The organism is Pandoraea apista (assembly GCF_001465595.2).
GTDB lineage: Bacteria > Pseudomonadota > Gammaproteobacteria > Burkholderiales > Burkholderiaceae > Pandoraea > Pandoraea apista.
Genome location: NZ_CP013481.2, coordinates 1,085,173 through 1,104,585, shown reverse-complemented (window position 1 = coordinate 1,104,585; position 19,413 = coordinate 1,085,173). Strand labels below are relative to the sequence as shown.

The window sequence follows — 19,413 nt, the reverse complement described above, 5'->3', positions numbered from 1 at the left end:
CCCGACAGCCGGTCACTTCGCCGGCTGTTTGTACTCGATGCTGGAAGCGAACTGCTGCAAGGTGGCCTGCGGCACTTCGCCGAGCAAGGTCAGCCAGTAATCGCCGTAGCGCTTGATGAGGATGTTCGTCGCGCCGGCGTTGCCGTGGCCTTCCTTGCGTTCACGCGTGGCCGGCTCGATAAACACCGAAAGTCCCGCCATGCCGTCGGAATATACCACCTGCTGGACCTCCAGCGGTTTCCCGTCGACCGTAGAACGCATCGTTCGACGCACTTCACGCACCGCCTTGAATCCCGGTACCTTCTTGTCGATGTCGATGCTCCAGCCGGCGTCGGACAGTCGTACCGCTGTAATCTGCGGCTTGATGACGTGCCAGCCATGCGTGGCCTGAATCGCATGTACGATACGCGCCTTCTCGCTCGGCACGCCGATCGAGATCTGCGAGAACGCCGCCTGCTCGAGCAAATGGCCTTCCGCATCGAGGGTCTGGGCACGCAGCAGCAGTCCCGTATTGCGGTCAGCCCACAACCGATAGCCGAAACGGTATTCGTCTTTCGGCGTGAGCTCGATCACCATGCAGTCGAAGCCCGCCATCCGTTCGTTGGGCAGCACCTTCGGCGCGTAGAAATCGAGGACATCGCGATTGGGCGTAGCAAGCAGGGCAGGGAACGAATCCTTGCTCTCGCGCTTTTCCTGGAAGACAGTCTTCTGCTCGGGAATGAGCGTGTAGACATCTTCGTTCTGACGAAGAATGCGGCGCTGACGTCCATCCAGCGTCTCGAGCTCCTCGTACTCGTTACCCTTGTCGGCGAAGTGACTGATCTTCGACGAACGCATGGTAGAACCACGCTGGTAAACGAAGGTGCCAATGTAGTTTTGCGTCTGTGCCGCGCGATGGATCTTGTTAAGCCACGCGCTGACTTCGCGCCGCTCGATCAGTGGATCGACCGTCGGTGCGGAAGCCTGTGCCCACGCCTGCGATTGCAGCGTGGTCGCCAGCAGGAAAGCGAACAGGAAGAAAGTGCGCCCGATGGGCGCACGCGGCAAGGATTCGATACTCAGGCGCTGCATTTATTCGTCCGCTTGCGCCGAGGCTCGCATATAAGGGGAAACGCTCTGGCCGATAGGGGTCGGGGCGTATTGCTGGTGCGCCGCCAGATACTGGTCGAGACGCGCATCGCGCAGCACGATCAGATCGTTCGGAGCAGCGTCGCTCGCGCCGTTGGCCGCCACAGCCGCTTGGGGCTGCTGCGCAAGCGCGACGCGAGTGAGGCTCGAACCGCCAGCTACCGCCGCCGGTGCGGCGCTCTGAGCGAGCACCTGGGTTTGTGCGCCACCTGCCGGATGATCCTGCAAACGCGGCACCACGACCCACGACAACGCAGCCACCGCGGCGGCAGCCGCCGCCGTCGGCAACACGCGGCGTACGCGCAGGAACGGGTTGATGCGAGCGACTCGCGAGCCCCCAGCCTTGGCAGCCTGTGCGGCGCCGGCCTGGGTGTCGGCCAGTGCAGCCGGCGCGAGCAGATGCGGCTCAGCGTCAAGACGTGCGGCGAAGGAAGCCATAAAGGCCGACTCCGAACGCGGTAGCGTCAGTTCATCGGAACGCAGCGCGTCGCCGATCAGATGGTAATCGTCCCACAGAGGCCGGCCAGAGGTGTCAGCCTCGTCCAGCAGAGCGGCCAGTTCGCCCGAATCGAATTCCCCGTCCATTAACGCGGAAATCCGCTCGGCTTGCAGCCCCCGCTGCGTTTGCACCGTCGCTGATCCCATGATATCCCCCAACGAAAATAACTTTCCCGGCGGCGCGCTCACCAGCGCTTACCGTCAGGCGTGTCCAGCAGCGGCCGGAGCCGGCTGGCAATCGCTTCACGCGCCCGGAAAATTCGCGAACGGACCGTTCCGATCGGGCACCCCATGGCTTCGGCGATCTCTTCGTAGCTCAAACCCTCGATTTCCCGCAGGGTAATTGCCGTTCGAAGTTCATCGGGCAAAGCCTCCATCGCTGTGTTGACCGTTTGAGCAATCTGCTTGCTCATCAGCATCGACTCAGGCGTGTTGATATCCCTTAGTTGATCGGCCTCGGCAAAAGTTTCCGCTTCTTCAGCGTTCGCTTCAGTCGAAGTCGGTGCACGGCGTCCCTGTGTAGCCAGGTGATTCTTCGCCGTGTTAACAGCAATACGATACAGCCAGGTATAGAACGCCGACTCACCGCGAAACTGCGGCAAGGCACGGTAGGCCTTGATAAAGGCCTCCTGCGTCACATCCTCGACCTCGGCGGCGTCGCGTACGAGCCGCGATACGAGGCGGATGATCTTGCGGTGATATTTCGCGACCAATAGCTCGAAGGCGGCTTTGTCGCCTTTTTGCACGCGCTCGACGAGCGCTTGGTCGATTTCTCGTTCACTCACCTGATTTGGATCCGTATTTTCTCTGGCTGCCAGGCCCTTATCGAGCCCGATTGCACCACGGCAGCACTCGCTGCCACGGCTTGGAAGTGTCTTTGACGCCGCACGCCCGGGCACACTCACCGGAGCGTGGGTCAGCGGGACGGGACGCCTGCGCGGCGTCCCGCGAACTTAGACGCGCTGGAAGACCAGCGTGCCGTTAGTCCCGCCGAATCCGAAAGAGTTCTTCAATGCGACATCAATTTTCATGTCGCGAGCCACATTTGCGCAGTAATCCAGGTCGCAAGCGGGGTCCTGATTGAAGATATTGATCGTCGGCGGCGACTTTTGGTGATGAACGGCCAGCACGGTAAACACCGACTCCAGGCCGCCCGCGCCACCCAGCAGGTGACCGGTCATCGACTTGGTTGAGTTCACCACGACCGACTTTGCGGCATCGCCCATCAGGCGCTTGACCGCAACCGTCTCGGCAATGTCGCCCAGCGGGGTCGACGTGCCGTGCGCATTCACATAGTTCACCTTATCGGCGTTGACACCGGCGTCGCGAAGCGCATTCGTCATGGCACGCAGTGCGCCGTCGCCGTCTTCGCACGGCGCGGTCATGTGGTACGCATCGGCGCTCATGCCGAAGCCGGTCAGCTCGGCATAAATCTTCGCGCCGCGCGCCTTGGCGTGCTCGTACTCTTCGACCATCATCACGCCGGCGCCTTCGCCCAGCACGAAACCGTCGCGATCACGGTCCCACGGACGGCTGGCCGTCGCCGGATCGTCATTTCGCTCCGAGAGTGCCTTCATGGCCGCGAAACCGCCAATGCCCAGCGGCGACACCGTCGATTCGGCACCACCGGCGAGCACCGCGTCGGCGTCGCCATACTGGATCATGCGCGCGGCCTGACCGATACAGTGCAGACCGGTCGTGCAAGCGGTGACGATCGCCAGGTTCGGCCCCTTCAGACCGTACTTGATCGACAGATGGCCGGAGATCATGTTGATGATCGAGCCCGGCACGAAGAACGGGGAGATCTTGCGCGGACCGCCCTCGATAAGCGCCTTATCGGTATCTTCGATCATCGGCAGACCGCCGATTCCCGATCCGACCAGCACGCCAACGCGCTCCGCGTTCTGCTCGGTGATCTGCAGACCACTATCCTCGAACGCCTGAATACCGGCAGCCAGCCCGTAATGGATAAACGTATCCATACGGCGGGCTTCCTTGGCGGAAATGTACTTCTCGGTGTCGAAGTCTTTGACTTCTCCCGCGAAGTGCACCCGATGGTTGCTCGCATCGAACTTCGTGATGTTGGCGATGCCCGAACGGCCTTCGACCAGATTTTTCCAACCTTCGGCAACAGTGTTGCCGACCGGCGAGATCAGGCCCAGACCGGTAATGACGACGCGACGACGACTCACGATACTCCCCTTCTTCTGCTGGGTCATACAAAACAAAAGCCACAGAGGCAACAGGGTCCGCCCCTGTGCTCCCTACGGCTGACAGGCATACCTGGCGCCGGGAACCGGGTCGGCACCCCGGCCGTCCAGGCGATTCGCCGGCCCTTAGGCCTTCTGATTGCCCTGAACGTAATCGATGGCCTGTTGCACCGTGGTGATCTTTTCGGCTTCTTCGTCCGGGATTTCCGTTTCGAATTCTTCTTCCAGTGCCATCACCAGCTCAACCGTGTCGAGCGAGTCAGCGCCGAGATCGTTCACAAAGCTGGATTCGTTCTTGACGTCGGCTTCGTTCACGCCAAGTTGTTCCGCGACGATCTTCTTGACGCGTTGCTCAATGTTATCCATTCAAACCCTCCGGGGTAGTTAGTTCAGACAAGTGCGCGCATTTTAACAGGTTTGCCAAGCAAAGTTAGCCTGCGCCAAATAATGTTCAATATCGCTCAAAATTGCGCAAATCCAGCACAATTTTCACGATCATCCCTTAATTCATGAACATGCCACCATTCACGTGAAGCGTCGTGCCGGTGATGTAGCCCGCCTGCGGAGACGCAAGGAATGCCACCGCATTGGCAATATCTTCCGGCGCACCGAGACGGCCCAGCGGAATGCGCGCCTTGAGCGTTTCTTGCTGTGCGTCGCCCAGTGCCTTCGTCATATCGGTGTCGATGAACCCCGGTGCGACGCAGTTCACGGTGATGTTTCGGCTGCCGATCTCGGCGGCCAGCGAACGGGACATGCCGGCAACCCCCGCCTTGGCAGCCGCGTAGTTGGCCTGGCCCGGGTTACCGGCCGAGCCGACAACCGAGGTCACGTTGATGATCCGGCCGCTACGCGCCTTCATCATCGGCTTGATGACTGCACGCGACAGACGGAAAATCGCCTTGAGGTTCGTATCGATTACGTCGTCCCACTCATCGTCCTTCATCCGCATGGCGAGGTTATCGCGCGTGATGCCGGCGTTATTGACGAGGATGTCGAGCTTGCCGTACTGCTTGAGAATATCGTCGAGCGCAGCGGCCACGCCTTCGGCGTCCGTCACGTTCAGAACGATGCCCTTGCCCGTCACGCCCTCGACCGCGAAGTAATCGCTGATGCTCTGTGCGCCAGCGTCGCTGGTGGCGGTGCCCACGACCGTTGCGCCCTGGCGAGCGAGTTCGAGGGCAATGGCACGACCGATGCCGCGCGAGGCGCCGGTCACCAGTGCCACATGGTTGTCGAGTTGCTTGCTCATGAGAGAAATACCCCTGCCTATTCTGTTACTTACGAGAGTTGGGCACGCACGTCGGCGAGCGACGCCGGATCCGTGATCGCCAGCCCCGTGAGATTGCCGTCAATGCGCTTGGTCAGGCCGGTCAGCACCTTGCCCGGCCCGCACTCGACCACTTGCGTCACGCCTTGCGCGGCAAGCCACTTCACCGACTCGACCCAACGCACCGGCGCGGCCGCCTGGCGCACCAGCGCGTCCTTGATGCGCGCCACGTCGGTCTCGACAGACACATCGACGTTATTGACGAGCGGGATCTGCGGTGCGCTGAACGTGACATCGGCCAGATACTCGCGCAGACGATCCGACGCCGGCTTGAGCAGCGACGAGTGGAATGGCGCCGAAACCGGCAGCACGAGGGCTCGCTTCGCACCGGCCGCCTTGGCCAGTTCGCAAGCCTTCTCCACGCCCGCCTTGGCACCGGCAATCACGACTTGCGCCGGCGCATTGAAATTGACCGCCTCGACCACACCCGCCGCCGACGCCTCGGCGCAGACATTACGCACAGTGTCGTCGTCCAACCCCAGAATGGCCGCCATGCCCCCCTGCCCAACGGGCACGGCTTCCTGCATGGCCTGCGCGCGGAAGCGCACCAGTGGCAAAGCATCCTTGAATGCAATCACGCCGGCAGCGACCAGCGCCGTGTATTCACCGAGGCTGTGCCCCGCCACGAATGCGGGTTTGGCGCCTCCCTCGGCCAGCCACGCGCGATACATCGCGTAGGCGGCGGTGAGCATCACGGGCTGCGTGTTGGTGGTGAGGTTGAGCGCTTCGGCAGGGCCAGCGGCGATCAGCTTGGCCATATCCTGCCCGAGGGCATCCGAAGCTTCGGCGAGGGTCTCGCGCACTACGGCGTTGTCCGCGAACACGTCGAGCATGCCCACCGATTGGGACCCTTGTCCCGGGAAAACGAAAGCGAATGTCATAGCGCCTGGTTTTGCAGTCAGATTCAGAAACATTGCGGCGCATTGTCGCGCGCCGGCATGACGCGCGCAGGAGCGTTACGACGCGCAGCGCTCCAAAAGAACACCGCCAATACGCGTGACGCTCCGGCGCCGGGGCACTTACATGCGGAAAAGCACCGCGCCCCACGTAAAGCCGCCACCCACGCCTTCGATCATGACGTTCTGGCCCGGCTTGATGCGCCCGTCGCGAACCGCGACGTCGAGCGCGAGCGGAATCGAAGCGGCAGAGGTATTGCCGTGCTGGTCGACGGTTACGACCATCTTCTCTTCCGAAAGCCCCAGCTTGCGGGCCGTGCTCGACATGATGCGCAGATTGGCCTGATGCGGAATCAGCCAGTCGATCGCCGACTGATCCAATCCAGCCTTCTCAAGGGCCTCGTGGGCCACTTTTTCCAACACTTTCACGGCCAGCTTGAATACCGCCTGGCCATCCATATAGAGGAACGCCTCGCCCTGCACGGCGCCACCACTCACATTACCCGGCACGCACAGAATGTTCGAATGACTGCCGTCTGCATGCAGCGCGGTCGACAGAATGCCTGCCTCGCTTGACGCTTGCAGCACGACAGCGCCTGCGCCGTCGCCAAACAGCACGCAGGTTGTACGGTCGTTGAAATCGAGAATGCGCGAGAACGTTTCGGCGCCGATCACCAGCACGTTGCGATACGCGCCGGAGCGAATGAAGTTATCGGCCGTCGCCATGGCATAGGCGAAACCGGAGCAGACCGCCTGAATGTCGAACGCGGCACAACCGTTCTTGATGCCGAGCTTGTGCTGCACAAGGCAGGCAGTGCTCGGAAACACGAAGTCGGGTGTCGACGTGGCGACCAGAATCAGGTCGAGCTGCTCAGCGTTCAGGCCCGCCATGTCGAGCGCACGCTTCGCGGCTTCGACCGCCATGTCGCTGCTCGTCTGATCGGGGGCCGCGAAATGGCGCGCCTTGATACCGGTACGTGCAACGATCCACTCGTCGCTCGTCTCGATGCCGCGGGTAGCAAGCTCGTCGGCCAACTGCTGATTGGTCACGCGTCGCGCCGGCAGGTAACTGCCGGTACCAACGACACGGGAATAAATCGCGGACTGGGTCATCTTATGATCGGTTAGGGCGCCAAGAGCAGCCGCCGGCATCAAAGCGCTGGAATGGCGCTCACCGGCTTGTTGTCCCGGAGCTGAGTCTGATTCTCTTCCATGGCGTGCGACAGACGGTCCAGCACACCATTGCGAACTGCATCATAGCCGCGTTTGATAGCCCATTCAAACGAGTAGGCATCGGCCGAGCCGTGGCTCTTGATCACGAGCGCACGCAATCCGAGCAACGCGGCGCCGTTGTAACGGCGATGATCGACGCGGTTCTTGAAGCGGGTGAGAATCGGCAGCGCGACGACAGCGATCACTTTCGTCCACCACGTGCGGGTGAACTCTTCGCGAATCATGTCGCCAAGCATTTGTGCCAGGCCTTCGGAGGTCTTGAGCGCGACGTTGCCGACAAATCCATCACACACAACGATGTCGGTTGTGCCGCGATAAATGTCGTTACCTTCCACGTTGCCGTAAAAGTTCAACGTTGAGCCGCGCAGCAATTCGCCGGCCTGCTTGATAACGTCGTTGCCTTTGATGACTTCTTCGCCGATGTTGAGCAGGCCGATCGACGGACGGTCCTTGCCGTCGACCGCCGCCACAAGGGCGTGGCCCATTTCGGCGAATTGCAGAAGGTGGGTCGGCTCGCAGTCCACGTTCGCGCCCAGATCGAGCATCGTGGTGTAGCCGCCCTTCTCGTTCGGCAGCACCGTCGCAATGGCGGGCCGCTCGATACCGGGCAGCGTTTTGAGCACATAGCGCGAGACGGCCATCAGCGCACCGGTATTCCCGGCGGAAACGCACGCCTGCGCGCGCGCTTCCTTGACCAGATTCAGCGCCACGCGCATCGAGGAGTCTTTCTTCCTGCGCAGGGCGGTCTCGACGGAGTCGTCCATGGCGACGACTTCGCTGGCATTGACCACGGACAGGCGCGGGTGATCCGTCACACGCAGCTTCGCGAGCTGCGCGTTAATGATCTCCTGCTGTCCGACCAGCACAAGTTCGACATCGTCGGTGGATTGCACGAAGTGAACCGCGGCCGGCACCGTCACCGATGGGCCGTGATCCCCGCCCATACAATCGATCGTCAGGGTGACTGTCATGTCGACGTGATTGGCTTGCGGTACAGGTAACAAAAAAAGCGGAAGGATAAGTGCCGCTTTTGCCACATCGGACGATCAAACAGCGCCATGATGGGCGCGTGTCGCCTGGGAGGCCGAGTTAGTCGTTCTTGGTCTTGATGACCTTGCGACCACGGTAGAAACCGTTCGGCGAGATGTGGTGACGCAGATGCGTTTCACCCGACGTCTGCTCAACGGCGGTTGCCGGTGCGGTCAGGAAATCGTGCGAACGGTGCATGCCGCGCTTCGACGGCGACTTCTTGTTCTGTTGAACGGCCATGATAACTCCTCAAAATATCGCGAAATTTTAACACAGTTCGAGCGCCGCCCTACGGTGTCGGCCTGTCGGCCCGACCTGTGCGACTAACGCAAACATGTACTTTGGTGAGCCGGAAACCCGGCCGCACATTACTTTCCGTCCTTGTCCGGCGAGCGCTTGAGCGCTGCCAGCGCCGCGAACGGAGACGGCTTATCCTCTTCCTCGGGTTCCGGAACCGGCTCAGCCAGCCCGTCTTCCCCCGTGGCCAGGCTCTCGTGCACACTCGGACAAACCTCATGTTTTGGCACGATCGGCAAAGCCAACAGCAATTCTTCTTCGATCAGCTCACGCAAATCGAAATGTTTGGAGCCCACCAGCGCCTCGAGTTCGTCTTCGTCGAGGGGGCGATTTTCCGCCGCGGCTTCGTCGCGCACGATCTCGAAAGTCGTTTCCGAATCGAGCGGCTCCTGGTACGGCGTGAGGCACCGCTGGCACTCGAGCCACATCGGGCCCTGCACCGAGAGCGTCAGGAACTGGGCCACGGTGGGCTTGCCATCCGCACGCAGCACCTGCTTTTCAGCCCCCTCGGCACGCCAGTGGAATACGCCCTCTGTACGCCGCGACGCCGAGACTTCAGCAGGCACTTCGGTTACCATGCGCGGCAACGCCGCAAGTTGCACGTCACCTTCCGCCACCCGGCCGGTACGCGCGAATTCGAACAGATCGACGATATATTCGTTCATCACGCTCATCCTTGCCTTGGCGCATCTGACTGCTTTTCAACGTCCCTTGCCACCCGCAGCGCCTTGATCTGACGCCATTTCCTAGCGTTCGAACCGGTATCGCGCAGACTGGCGGGACCGAGCGCCAGATTGCAAAAGCCGTGAATTCTAAATAGTTTTTCGTTTCTCGTCAAACACTTAAACCCGATGATCGCACACCCCCTGCCACCGCTGATCCTGGCATCCGGATCGCGTTATCGCCGCGAACTGCTCGAGCGCCTGCGCCTGCCGTTTTCGGTCGACGTCCCGGACATCGACGAAACCCCCGCGCCCGGCGAAACGCCGCACGACACCTCGCTGCGGCTGGCACGTCTGAAGGCCGCGGCCGTCGCCGAGCGCCAACCGGGCGCCGTGATCATCGGCTCCGATCAGGTGGCGACCTTCGAAGGTCGCCAGATCGGCAAACCCGGCAATTTCGAGAACGCTATGTCGCAGTTACGCGACATGCGCGGCAAAGTTGTCGAATTTCACTCAGCCCTATGCGTCTACGACGCGCGCAGCGGCCAAAGCCAAGCCACAGACGTGGTAACGCGCGTGAAGTTCCGCAACCTGCCCGACGACGTACTCGCCGCCTACCTTCACGCCGAGACACCTTACGACTGCGCCGGCAGCGCCAAGTCGGAGGGGCTCGGCATCATGCTGCTCGAAACCATCGAAAACGACGATCCGACCGCGCTTATCGGCCTGCCGTTGATCGCGCTGACGAGCATGCTGATGAAGGCCAGCATCCCCCTGCCGGGCCCCGGCACGACGGGAGCATCAGCATGAGCGGCACGCTGTATCTGATCCCGAATACACTTGGCGCGAACACCCGCGGCGGTCTGCCCGCCGTGCTCCCAGAGGAGGTTCGCGCCGTCACGGCAGGGCTGAAGTACTTCGTCGGCGAACAAGCCAAAAGCACTCGGGCGTTTCTGAAGCTCGCCGGCGTGACCACACCGATTCAGGAAATCGATATCCGCGAATTGAACGTCAATACGCCGGATGCGGCTATTGACGCGCTGCTCGCGCCGATTCTCGCTGGCGCAGATGGTGGCCTCGTGTCCGAAGCGGGTTGTCCGGCGGTAGCGGACCCCGGCGCGCTACTGGTACGACGCGCCCACGAGAAAGGCGTACGTGTCGTCCCGTTCGTCGGCCCAAGTTCGATTCTTCTCGCGCTGATGGCCAGCGGCCTGAACGGACAGAGCTTCGCGTTCCACGGCTATTTGCCGACAGATGCCGCCGAGCGCACGAAGCGGCTGCGCGAACTGGAACAGCGCTCGCGCAAGGAAAAACAGACGCAGATCTTCATCGAGACACCCTATCGCAACAAGGCCATGCTCGATGCGCTACTGCAAAGTTGCGACGCCTCCACCCTCCTTTGCGTAGCGGTGGACGTCACGCAAGAGGCGGAGCAGATCGTCACGCACCGGGTCAGGGGATGGCCTCAGGCCGATGTCGATCTGCATAAACGACCTGCGATTTTTCTGTTTTTGGGCCAGTAATAGCAAAAATCCGGTGTCAAAATCACAAACCCCACGGAAACCGGACTTTCCGTGGGGTTTTGTCTCTTTTGCGACGCCAGCGTTACTTCAACGACAGGGCCGAGCCCATCATCATCGTTTTCATGGCCGCCGCACCGACGGCCGCGCCAAAGCGCCGCGCCACGCGTTCGGGCAAGTTTTCCTTGACGGTGTAGTCGACGAGATCGGGGGCCTTGAGCACATCGCGAGCAACGGAATCGACTGTGCCGAGACCGTCTGCCAATCCAAGTTCGATCGAACGCTGACCGGTCCAGAACAAGCCGCTGAACAAGTCCGGATCGTCCTTGAGGCGATTGCCTCGTCCCTTTTTCACAGCGCCGATGAACTGCTGATGCACCTGCTCGAGCATGTCGAGGGCATACGTTTTCTGCTGCTCGGTCTGCGGCGAGAACGGATCGAGAATGCCCTTATTGCGCCCGGCCGTCAGCAAACGCCGCTCGATCCCCAGCTTGTCCATCAGCCCGGTGAAGCCAAAACCGTCCATCAGCACGCCAATGGACCCGACGATGCTCGCTTTGTCCACATAGATCTTGTCGGCCGCCGCCGCGACGTAATAGCCGCCGGAGGCACAAATCTCCTCGACCACGACGTAGAGCGGCTTCTTCGGGTATTTCGCCCGCAACCGCGCAATGTCGTCATAGATCATGCCGGCCTGTACCGGGCTGCCACCCGGGCTATTGATCCGCAGGATCACCCCTGCGGCCGACGAATCTTCAAAAGCCGACTCGAGCGCCGCGTTAATTTTCTGGGCGCTCGCCTGTCCGTCGGGCGAAATCTCGCCGCTCAGTGTCACGAGCGCCGTGTGCTTGCCGGAGCTCGAGCCGACCGACGTTGTGCTGCCATCAAAATCGAAAACCGACCAGACGATGAGCGCGAAGATGGCCAGCAGAAGCAAACGGAAGAAAATCTTCCAGCGACGTGCGGCGCGCTGCTCGCGAATGCCGGCCATCAATACCTTTTCCAGCATTTCGCGCTCCCACGGCTTCACGTCGTGAGGATCGCGCCCCATGGCACCGCCCCCTGACGGAGGGCGCCCGCCAGACGGCGGGAAACCGGGTTCGGTGCGAGGCGAATCGGGCGGCAGAGAATCGGCCATACGTTATCCAGAGAACTTGGGCAAAAGGCGAAAAATGCGATCGATACCAGAATGGCGTGCTGTCAATGCGCCGAAGGCCCGGGGGCCTCGATGTACCCATCGGGCCACCAGACAACGGTTGTCCGCGCCTCTCCGCTCGCATCATCCACGACGGGTCGCTCTTCGACGCGCACCGGTTGCAAGGCACCGCCACGACATGGCCCGCCGACGCAGTGACCGGTATCGGGCTCGTACGTCGCGCCATGCGTAGCGCACATCAAGTATAAGCCGGAGGTCTCGAAGAACTGGCCCTCGGACCAGTCGAGTTCCATCGGCACATGCGCGCACTGATTGAGGTAACCGTAGACCTGCCCGCCATAGCGAACGACGAACGCAGGCGTGCGACGACCGCTGACGAGCACCTCGAAACGAATGCCGCGGCCGCCGTCCTCAAGCGCAGAGCCGGGACAGATTGGCAGGGGCACGGGCTCGCTCACACCCGCTCCAGCAGCCAGTCGCGCAACTCCGTCACGCTCCCGGCACAGTATGCGGGCTCAAGCGCCACCAGTTGCTCGCGCGGATGCGCACCGCCGTAAGCAACGGCCACGCTTGACGTTCCGGCGCTGCGCGCCATCTGCAAATCGTGTGTGGTGTCGCCGATCATGACCGTGCGGGTCAGATCCTGGCCAAGTTCGCGGGTGAGTTCTTGCAGCATCGCCGGATGCGGCTTCGAAAATGTCTCGTCGGCACAACGGGTCGCGTCGAACATCCGCATCAGGCCCGCCGCTTCGAGCGCCCGGTTCAGACCGACACGCGACTTCCCCGTCGCCACGGCCAGAAAACGTCCCCGCGAACGCAACTCGTCTAACAACTCGCGAATCCCGGGAAACAAAACGGTTTCCTTGTCGCCTATCAAATAATGAAAGCGATAGCGCTCCGACAAGCGCGGATAGTGCGCCGGATCGAGCGACGGCACAGCCATTTGCAGCGCGTCGCGCAGGCCAAGGCCGATCACGTGACTCGCCACTTCATCGGACGGCACGGGCAGCCCCAGATCGCGGCAGGCCGCCTGGATGCAACGGGTAATAGTGGGCGTCGAGTCCATCAACGTCCCATCCCAGTCGAAAACGACCAGGTCAAACTCAGGGCTTGGCATCGGCGGAAGCGCCTCGAAGTTGATTCAGGAATTGCTCACATTCTGGCGGTAACGCTGCTTGCAACGCAATCGGCGTGTCCAACACAGGGTGCGTGAACTTCAGCCGCCATGCGTGCAGGAACATCCGCTTGATACCCGGCCGGCTGCCCGGACGGGCGAGTGTCTTGTTCAGCGTGAAATCACCGTACTTGTCGTCGCCCACAATCGGCGTACCGCAATGCGCCAGGTGAACGCGAATCTGATGGGTTCGTCCCGTTTTCAGTTCCGCCTCAAGCAACGTATAGGGCGGCAGCGATTCCACCATGCGAAATACAGTATGCGAGACCTGGCCGTCTTCCTGCACGCGCACGCGGCGCTCGCCCTCCGACGTTACATACTTATACAACGGTGCTTTCACTGCACGCTGGCGATCGTGCCATTCGCCGGTGACACATGCCAGATAGCGCTTGTCCATCCGGTTGTGGCGAATCTGCTCGTGCATGCCGACCAGCGCCGCCCGCTTTTTCGCGAGTAGCAGAATGCCAGATGTTTCACGGTCGAGACGGTGCACCAGCTCGAGAAACTTCAGATGCGGCAATGCGCGGCGCAACTGCTCGATAACGCCAAACGACACGCCACTCCCGCCATGCACAGCGACACCCGCGGGCTTGTCGATCGCCATCAGGTAATCGTCTTCGAACAGTACCGGGAAGGTGGCAGCAGGAACATGGGCCGGCGCCTCGGCGGCAGGCGCCGCGACGCGAACAGGCGGAATTCTGACGATATCGCCAAGAACAAGTCGATAGGAAGCGTCTATACGTCCTTTATTTACCCGGACTTCGCCGCTACGCAAGATTCGGTAGACATGGCTTTTCGGGACGCCTTTGCATTCGCGCAGGAGAAAATTATCGATTCGCTGGCCGGCCGAACCGTCGTCAATCTCGACGAGCCGAACCTGCGGTGTGGATGCCGGCGAAACCATTTTCTGCCGACTTTTGCCTAACTCATTCATTATGAATATAATTTGCCCAACAGAGATGGCGGTAGCGGGAATCATGCCAAATCTCCACCTCTGTCGGTGCGTACCTCAAAACGGTATTTTATAGCACCCCGGGCAGGCTGCTCGTCCGGTGACCCTGGAGCAGCGAGCGCACGCACGTCACGCAGCGTCGGCAGGAAGTGGGCCCATAGGCCGCTTCGGTCGCAGCGCGCGGGACGCGGATAGAGTTGGTGGTTATAGAATTTTTTGGCGATCAGCCCGGGTTACATGACTTGAGCTGATCGCTTTGTGAATATTGTTCGCGCACAAAGTCATAGTGAGGCGCCGTCACAAGAAGAATAAGTGTCGGCAGGCGCCCCGAGAAAACGCTGATGAAGTTTCTCGTCCAGTTTCTATTGGTATGGACTGCAAGCCCGAAGTGATCTGCGCTGGGCCGGAGTTTTCCGGTGTCACGGCGGTCCCGGGTGAGCGCGATAACGTATTCGCAGGCGCCTTTGCGTCCGTGGGCCTCATCGCCCGGACCCCCCGGCAATTCTTCCACCCCCGGCTCGAACCTCGCGTGTTGGATAACTCGAGTGATACGTGCCCGACGCACTGCGCATTGGCAACTGCGGCGGGTGGGAGTCGTTTTCATGAAACGCATGTTGTTCAACGCCACGCAGCAGGAAGAACTGCGCGTGGCAATTGTCGATGGGCAGAAACTCATCGATATCGATATCGAAACGGCCGGCCGCGAACAGCGTAAAGGCAATATCTACAAGGGTGTCATCACCCGTATCGAACCCTCTCTCGAAGCTTGCTTCGTCAACTACGGTGAAGGTCGCCACGGCTTCCTGCCGTTCAAGGAAGTCGCCCGGGCGTACTTCCGCGAAGGGGCGGATGTGCGCAATGCGCGCATTCAGGACGCCCTCTCCGAAGGTCAGGAACTCATCGTTCAGGTCGAAAAGGAAGAGCGCGGCAACAAGGGCGCTGCCCTGACCACGTTCATCTCGCTGGCCGGCCGCTACCTCGTGCTGATGCCGAACAACCCGCGTGGCGGTGGCGTATCGCGCCGCATCGAGGGTGAAGACCGTCAGGAACTGCGCGAAACGATGGCGCAGCTCGAACTGCCGGAAGGCATGAGCATCATCGCCCGCACCGCAGGCATCGGGCGCTCGGCCGAAGAACTGCAGTGGGACTTGAACTATCTGCTGCAACTCTGGCACGCCGTCGAAAGCGCCGCTGCCAACATCGAACTGCCGCGCGACTCGGCGCTGATCTACCTTGAGTCGAGCCTCGTGATTCGCGCCATCCGCGATTACTTCCAGCCGGACATCGGTGAAATCCTCATCGATACGGAAGAAATCGCCGAACAGGCGCGCAACTTCATGCAAGTGGTCATGCCCGACCACCTGAACCGCGTGAAGCAGTATCGCGACGACGTGCCGCTGTTCTCGCGTTTCCAGATCGAACACCAGATCGAAACGGCGTATTCGCGTCAGGTGCCGCTGCCCTCGGGTGGCGCGATCGTGATCGATCACACCGAGGCACTGGTCTCGATCGACGTCAACTCGGCGCGCGCCACCAAGGGTGCCGACATCGAGGAAACGGCCCTTCGCACCAATCTGGAAGCTGCCGACGAAGTGGCCCGCCAGTTGCGCCTGCGCGATCTGGGCGGTCTGATCGTGATCGACTTCATCGACATGGAGTCGGCCAAGAGCCAGCGCGAAGTCGAACAACGGGTCAAGGACGCGCTCAAGCACGACCGTGCCCGCGTCCAGATGGGCAAGATTTCGCGTTTCGGCCTGATGGAACTGTCGCGTCAGCGTCTGCGCCCGTCGCTGTCGGAAGGCACGCACGTGACCTGCCCGCGTTGCAACGGCACCGGCCACATCCGTGACGCCGAGTCGTCGTCGCTGCAAGTCCTGCGCATCATTCAGGAAGAAGCCATGAAGGAGCACACGGCAGCGATCCACTGCCAGGTGCCGGTCGAGGTTTCTGCGTTCCTGCTCAACGAAAAGCGTCAGGAAATCAACAAGATCGAAGCGCGCTTCAAGGTTGGCGTGCTGCTGATCCCGAACAAGCATCTCGAAACGCCGCACTACAAGCTCGAACGCCTGCGCTTCGACGATCCGCGTCTCGATGCCCCGAAGGCCAGCTATGCACTCGCCGAGGAAGCCGCTCGCGCGCTGGAAGACGATCCGGCGGGTTACAGCAAGAAGAAAGAAGACGTGCGTCCGCGTCAGGAAGCCGCCGTCAAGGGCATCACGCCCGAGCAACCGGCTCCGGCTGCGCAACCGCGTCCGGAACCTGTCGCTGCCGTGGCACCGGCCGCCGCAGCCCCCGCACGCAGCGGCGGCTTCATCGGTTTCGTGAAGCGCTTGCTGGGTCTTGAGCCGGCCGCACCGGCACCGGTCAAGGTCGAAGAGCCTGCCAAGCCGACCGCTCGCCCGCCGCGTGAGCGTCATGACCGTCCGCATCAGCAAAACCGCAATCGCCGTGGCAACGCCCGCGACGACAACAAGTCGGGCAAGGACACCGCCGGCCAACCGGCGCGTGAAGGGCGTGAAGGGCGCGAGGGTCGTGGTGCGCGCCCGGAACGTGCAGAGCGCGCCGAGCGTGCTGAGCGCGGCGAACGCAATGAGCGTCAGGAAGGCCGCGACAAGCGTGAGCGCGACGACACCCAGCGTCAGCCCGCACAGGACGTGCGTGCCGAAGAGGGCCGCGAGCCGCGCGAAGGCCGCGAACGCGGTAACCGTCGCGACCGCAACGAGCGCCGCGAACGTCGCCAGCCGGAAGGCGTCGACGGCCAGCAAGCCGCACCGCAACGCGTGGCACAAGCTGCCGCACCGCTCGCCGCCGAGCATGAAGAACTTGAGCAGGATCGTCTGACGGCGCAAGTCGAAGACGGCGCAACGGTCTCCGCAAGCGAAGAAGGCGAGCAAGGTGGTGAAGAGCGCCGTCGCAGCCGTCGTCGCGGTCGTCGTGGCGGCCGTCGTGAGCGCGAAGCGAATGAGCAGCAACAGCATGCCGATGGCGAACACGCGGAAAGCGCTGCGTCGGATGACATCGGAGGCGTGCGCGCCCCGGTGGCGAACGACGCCAGTGCCGCCAGCGACACCGCAGTGATCGAAGCTCCGGTCCGCACGGCAGCGCCGGCGATTCCGGCGAGCGTCCCGCTCACTCCGGCGCCGGCACCTGCCGTGCAAGCCGAGCCGGCGCCTGCGCCTGCTCAGATTCACGCCGTGCAAACGGAAGCTCCGGTTGCCGCAGCACCGGCCGTTACCGTAAGCGAAGCCGCACCGGCCGCAACGCCGGAAGTCCCGGCCCACGTGATCGCCGAACCGATCGCTCCGGTCAACGTGACGCCGCTGCCCACGGCTGAAGTGGCCGCGGCACCGGTAGTTCCGCCGGTCAGCGCACCGCTGCCGGCGGCAACGCCGAGCCCGGCTCAGCCCTCGGTGCCTGCCGACGCGTTGACCGAGATCGCTGCGACCGCTGCCACCGCCAGTGCTCCGGCAGACATCCGCCCTGCCCCGACGGCACCTGCGCAAGCCGCAGCGCCCGTCGCGCCGGTTCAGATGATCGAGACGGTGAAGCCGGCACAGGCTCCGGCTCCGGCTTCGGCCGCCCCGTCCGCTGCACCGGTGCAAGCCATGCCGGTCGTACCGGAAGCCGCAGCCGCGGCCACGGAAGTCGTGACGCAGACACCGGCCCCGGTGGCCGTCGCACCGACGCTGGAGCGCAGTGCACTGGAATCGACGCTGGCAAGCGTTGGTCTGGTCTGGGTCCACACGGACGCCGACAAGCATCGCGCCGCCAAGGAAGCCGCCGCACAAGCCGCACCGGCACCGCAAGTGCGACGCGAGCGCCGTCCTGCCACGCCGATCAACAGCGGTCCGATGGAGCAAGTGGAAACGCGCACCTCGTCGGATCACGTTGCATAACGTGTCCCGCGCTTGACGTTCGGGCGGTTCGTGCCTCACGGCAAGGCGCCGCCCAACGTTAAGTGATGCCAGAAAAGGAGGCTTCGGCCTCCTTTTTTGCATGATGGGGATAGCCTTTCCCCCCGCAACCCCGCGTTGTCCCGACTTGTGCTGCCGCACCCCCGTCCGTATCTTGTGGCGTAGTACAGGCTTGACGTCCCCCAACGAACGCCGCAGTACCGATATCCGACGTCCCAATGGCGGGCATCGGCGGCCAACGGCCCAATTCGTTAGAATGGAGACGCAAGCTAAGGCCCCACCATGACTGAAACGATCATCCGACTCACCGATCTGCGTGGCGACGCACGTTATGCAGCGCACTCCCCGCAGATTCCCGCACAAGTGCGCGCGGCGACCGGCCATCTCGAAGATGCGCTGGCGCGGCCGTTGCACGACCTGCGAATCTCGGTGACCGATCGTTGCAACTTCCGCTGTGTTTATTGCATGCCGAAGGAGGTGTTCGACAAGGATTACACCTTCCTTCCGCAATCGTCCCTGCTGTCTTTCGAAGAAATCGAGCGTGCCGCGCGCCTGTTCGTCGAGCATGGCGTCGAGAAGCTGCGGCTGACCGGCGGCGAGCCGCTGCTGCGCAAGCACATCGAACGGCTCATCGAAATGCTGGCCCGGTTGCGCACGCCGTCAGGCAAACCGCTCGACATTACGCTCACGACCAACGGATCGTTACTCGCGCGCCGTGCACAATCGCTCAAGGATGCGGGTCTCACGCGCGTGACGGTCAGCCTGGACAGTCTTGATGACACGATCTTCCGGCAAATGAACGATGTCGACTTTCCGGTCGCCAACGTACTCGAAGGCATTGCGCAAGCGCAGCACGTCGGCCTGGGCCCGGTGAAGGTCAACATGGTCGTCAAGCATGGCACTAACGATAGCGAAATCGTACCCATGGCACGGCATTTCCACGGTAGCGGCGTGGTGTTGCGTTTCATCGAGTACATGGATGTGGGGACGTCGAACGGCTGGCGCATGGACGAAGTGCTGCCATCGGCCAGCGTCATCGCCCGCATAAACGAGGTGCTGCCGGTCGAACCGCTCGAACCGAACTACCCCGGCGAGACCGCACAGCGCTGGCAATATCGCGATGGCGGCGGCGAAGTCGGCGTCATTTCGTCGGTCACGCGCGCTTTTTGCGGCACTTGTTCCCGGGCACGCCTGTCTACCGAAGGCAAGTTGTACCTGTGTCTGTTCGCCAGCGCCGGATACGACCTGCGCACGTTGCTGCGCAACGGCGCGAGCGACGCGCAGATCTCGACCGTCATCGGCGACATCTGGCGAGGTCGCACCGACCGGTACTCAGCATTGCGTACGGCGGCCACCGGCCTGCCTGAAGACGCACCACCGAAAGTGGAGATGTCCTACATCGGCGGTTGAACGT

General features: G+C 62.2%; 19 protein-coding genes. 4 read left to right on the top strand and 15 right to left on the bottom strand.

From position 1 onward, the window contains the following. Positions 1 to 12: 12 nt before the first annotated feature. The 11 genes from AT395_RS05125 to AT395_RS05075 form a co-directional block, all read right to left on the bottom strand. Positions 13 to 1,071 (bottom strand): MucB/RseB C-terminal domain-containing protein, encoded by a 1,059-nt coding sequence (locus AT395_RS05125; RefSeq protein WP_052765415.1) that lies wholly within the window; start codon positions 1,069 to 1,071, stop codon positions 13 to 15. Next, a complete protein-coding gene (locus AT395_RS05120) occupies positions 1,072 to 1,773 on the bottom strand; it encodes a sigma-E factor negative regulatory protein (protein ID WP_072632778.1) in 702 nt (233 codons plus the stop codon). A 38-nt stretch (positions 1,774 to 1,811) separates the two neighbouring features. Further along, the gene (rpoE, locus tag AT395_RS05115) at positions 1,812 to 2,411 is read right to left on the bottom strand and encodes an RNA polymerase sigma factor RpoE (RefSeq protein ID WP_010805230.1); all 600 of its coding nucleotides are present in this window, start codon (positions 2,409 to 2,411) and stop codon (positions 1,812 to 1,814) included. A 168-nt stretch (positions 2,412 to 2,579) separates the two neighbouring features. Further along, positions 2,580 to 3,818, bottom strand: a complete 1,239-nt coding sequence (fabF, locus tag AT395_RS05110; RefSeq protein ID WP_042117348.1) for a beta-ketoacyl-ACP synthase II — start codon at positions 3,816 to 3,818, stop codon at positions 2,580 to 2,582. Positions 3,819 to 3,962: 144 nt separating this feature from the next. Then, complete coding sequence (acpP, locus tag AT395_RS05105) at positions 3,963 to 4,202, bottom strand: acyl carrier protein (protein WP_042112821.1); 240 nt, start codon at positions 4,200 to 4,202, stop codon at positions 3,963 to 3,965. 136 nt (positions 4,203 to 4,338) lie between these two features. After that, the gene (fabG, locus tag AT395_RS05100) at positions 4,339 to 5,088 is read right to left on the bottom strand and encodes a 3-oxoacyl-ACP reductase FabG (RefSeq protein WP_048627910.1); all 750 of its coding nucleotides are present in this window, start codon (positions 5,086 to 5,088) and stop codon (positions 4,339 to 4,341) included. 29 nt (positions 5,089 to 5,117) lie between these two features. Continuing rightward, positions 5,118 to 6,047: an ACP S-malonyltransferase gene (gene fabD, locus AT395_RS05095; protein WP_048627911.1), complete on the bottom strand. Its 930-nt coding sequence runs from the start codon at positions 6,045 to 6,047 to the stop codon at positions 5,118 to 5,120. Positions 6,048 to 6,185: 138 nt separating this feature from the next. Next, positions 6,186 to 7,175, bottom strand: a complete 990-nt coding sequence (locus AT395_RS05090) for a beta-ketoacyl-ACP synthase III (protein ID WP_042112828.1) — start codon at positions 7,173 to 7,175, stop codon at positions 6,186 to 6,188. A gap of 38 nt (positions 7,176 to 7,213) precedes the next feature. Beyond that, positions 7,214 to 8,266, bottom strand: a complete 1,053-nt coding sequence (plsX, locus tag AT395_RS05085) for a phosphate acyltransferase PlsX (protein WP_042112830.1) — start codon at positions 8,264 to 8,266, stop codon at positions 7,214 to 7,216. Positions 8,267 to 8,384: 118 nt separating this feature from the next. Beyond that, positions 8,385 to 8,564, bottom strand: coding sequence for a 50S ribosomal protein L32 (gene rpmF / locus AT395_RS05080; protein ID WP_039375606.1), 180 nt, complete (start codon positions 8,562 to 8,564; stop codon positions 8,385 to 8,387). 128 nt (positions 8,565 to 8,692) lie between these two features. Further along, complete coding sequence (locus AT395_RS05075) at positions 8,693 to 9,295, bottom strand: YceD family protein (protein WP_082117648.1); 603 nt, start codon at positions 9,293 to 9,295, stop codon at positions 8,693 to 8,695. A gap of 177 nt (positions 9,296 to 9,472) precedes the next feature. Between AT395_RS05075 and AT395_RS05070 the strand changes: the two genes are divergently transcribed. Both AT395_RS05070 and AT395_RS05065 read left to right on the top strand, forming a co-directional pair. Continuing rightward, positions 9,473 to 10,093 (top strand): Maf family nucleotide pyrophosphatase, encoded by a 621-nt coding sequence (locus AT395_RS05070; protein ID WP_048627912.1) that lies wholly within the window; start codon positions 9,473 to 9,475, stop codon positions 10,091 to 10,093. Further along, positions 10,090 to 10,806: an SAM-dependent methyltransferase gene (locus AT395_RS05065; RefSeq protein ID WP_048627913.1), complete on the top strand. Its 717-nt coding sequence runs from the start codon at positions 10,090 to 10,092 to the stop codon at positions 10,804 to 10,806. Before AT395_RS05070 ends, AT395_RS05065 begins: the two co-directional genes overlap by 4 nt. A gap of 82 nt (positions 10,807 to 10,888) precedes the next feature. On the opposite strand, the gene AT395_RS05060 is transcribed toward AT395_RS05065, so the two are convergent. The 4 genes from AT395_RS05060 to AT395_RS05045 all read right to left on the bottom strand — a co-directional run bounded on the left by AT395_RS05060 (position 10,889) and on the right by AT395_RS05045 (position 14,067). Next, positions 10,889 to 11,941 (bottom strand): S49 family peptidase, encoded by a 1,053-nt coding sequence (locus AT395_RS05060; RefSeq protein ID WP_048627914.1) that lies wholly within the window; start codon positions 11,939 to 11,941, stop codon positions 10,889 to 10,891. 62 nt (positions 11,942 to 12,003) lie between these two features. Beyond that, positions 12,004 to 12,417 (bottom strand): Rieske (2Fe-2S) protein, encoded by a 414-nt coding sequence (locus tag AT395_RS05055; protein WP_042112839.1) that lies wholly within the window; start codon positions 12,415 to 12,417, stop codon positions 12,004 to 12,006. Beyond that, positions 12,414 to 13,076, bottom strand: a complete 663-nt coding sequence (locus tag AT395_RS05050) for an HAD family hydrolase (RefSeq protein WP_042112840.1) — start codon at positions 13,074 to 13,076, stop codon at positions 12,414 to 12,416. The genes AT395_RS05055 and AT395_RS05050 overlap by 4 nt, the downstream gene beginning before the upstream one ends. Beyond that, complete coding sequence (locus tag AT395_RS05045; protein ID WP_042112843.1) at positions 13,063 to 14,067, bottom strand: RluA family pseudouridine synthase; 1,005 nt, start codon at positions 14,065 to 14,067, stop codon at positions 13,063 to 13,065. Before AT395_RS05045 ends, AT395_RS05050 begins: the two co-directional genes overlap by 14 nt. Positions 14,068 to 14,687: 620 nt before the next feature. On the opposite strand from AT395_RS05045, the gene AT395_RS05040 reads away from it, so the two are divergent. After that, positions 14,688 to 17,981 (top strand): Rne/Rng family ribonuclease, encoded by a 3,294-nt coding sequence (locus AT395_RS05040; RefSeq protein ID WP_048627915.1) that lies wholly within the window; start codon positions 14,688 to 14,690, stop codon positions 17,979 to 17,981. A 300-nt stretch (positions 17,982 to 18,281) separates the two neighbouring features. Further along, complete coding sequence (gene moaA / locus AT395_RS05035; RefSeq protein WP_042112846.1) at positions 18,282 to 19,409, top strand: GTP 3',8-cyclase MoaA; 1,128 nt, start codon at positions 18,282 to 18,284, stop codon at positions 19,407 to 19,409. Positions 19,410 to 19,413 lie beyond the last annotated feature (4 nt).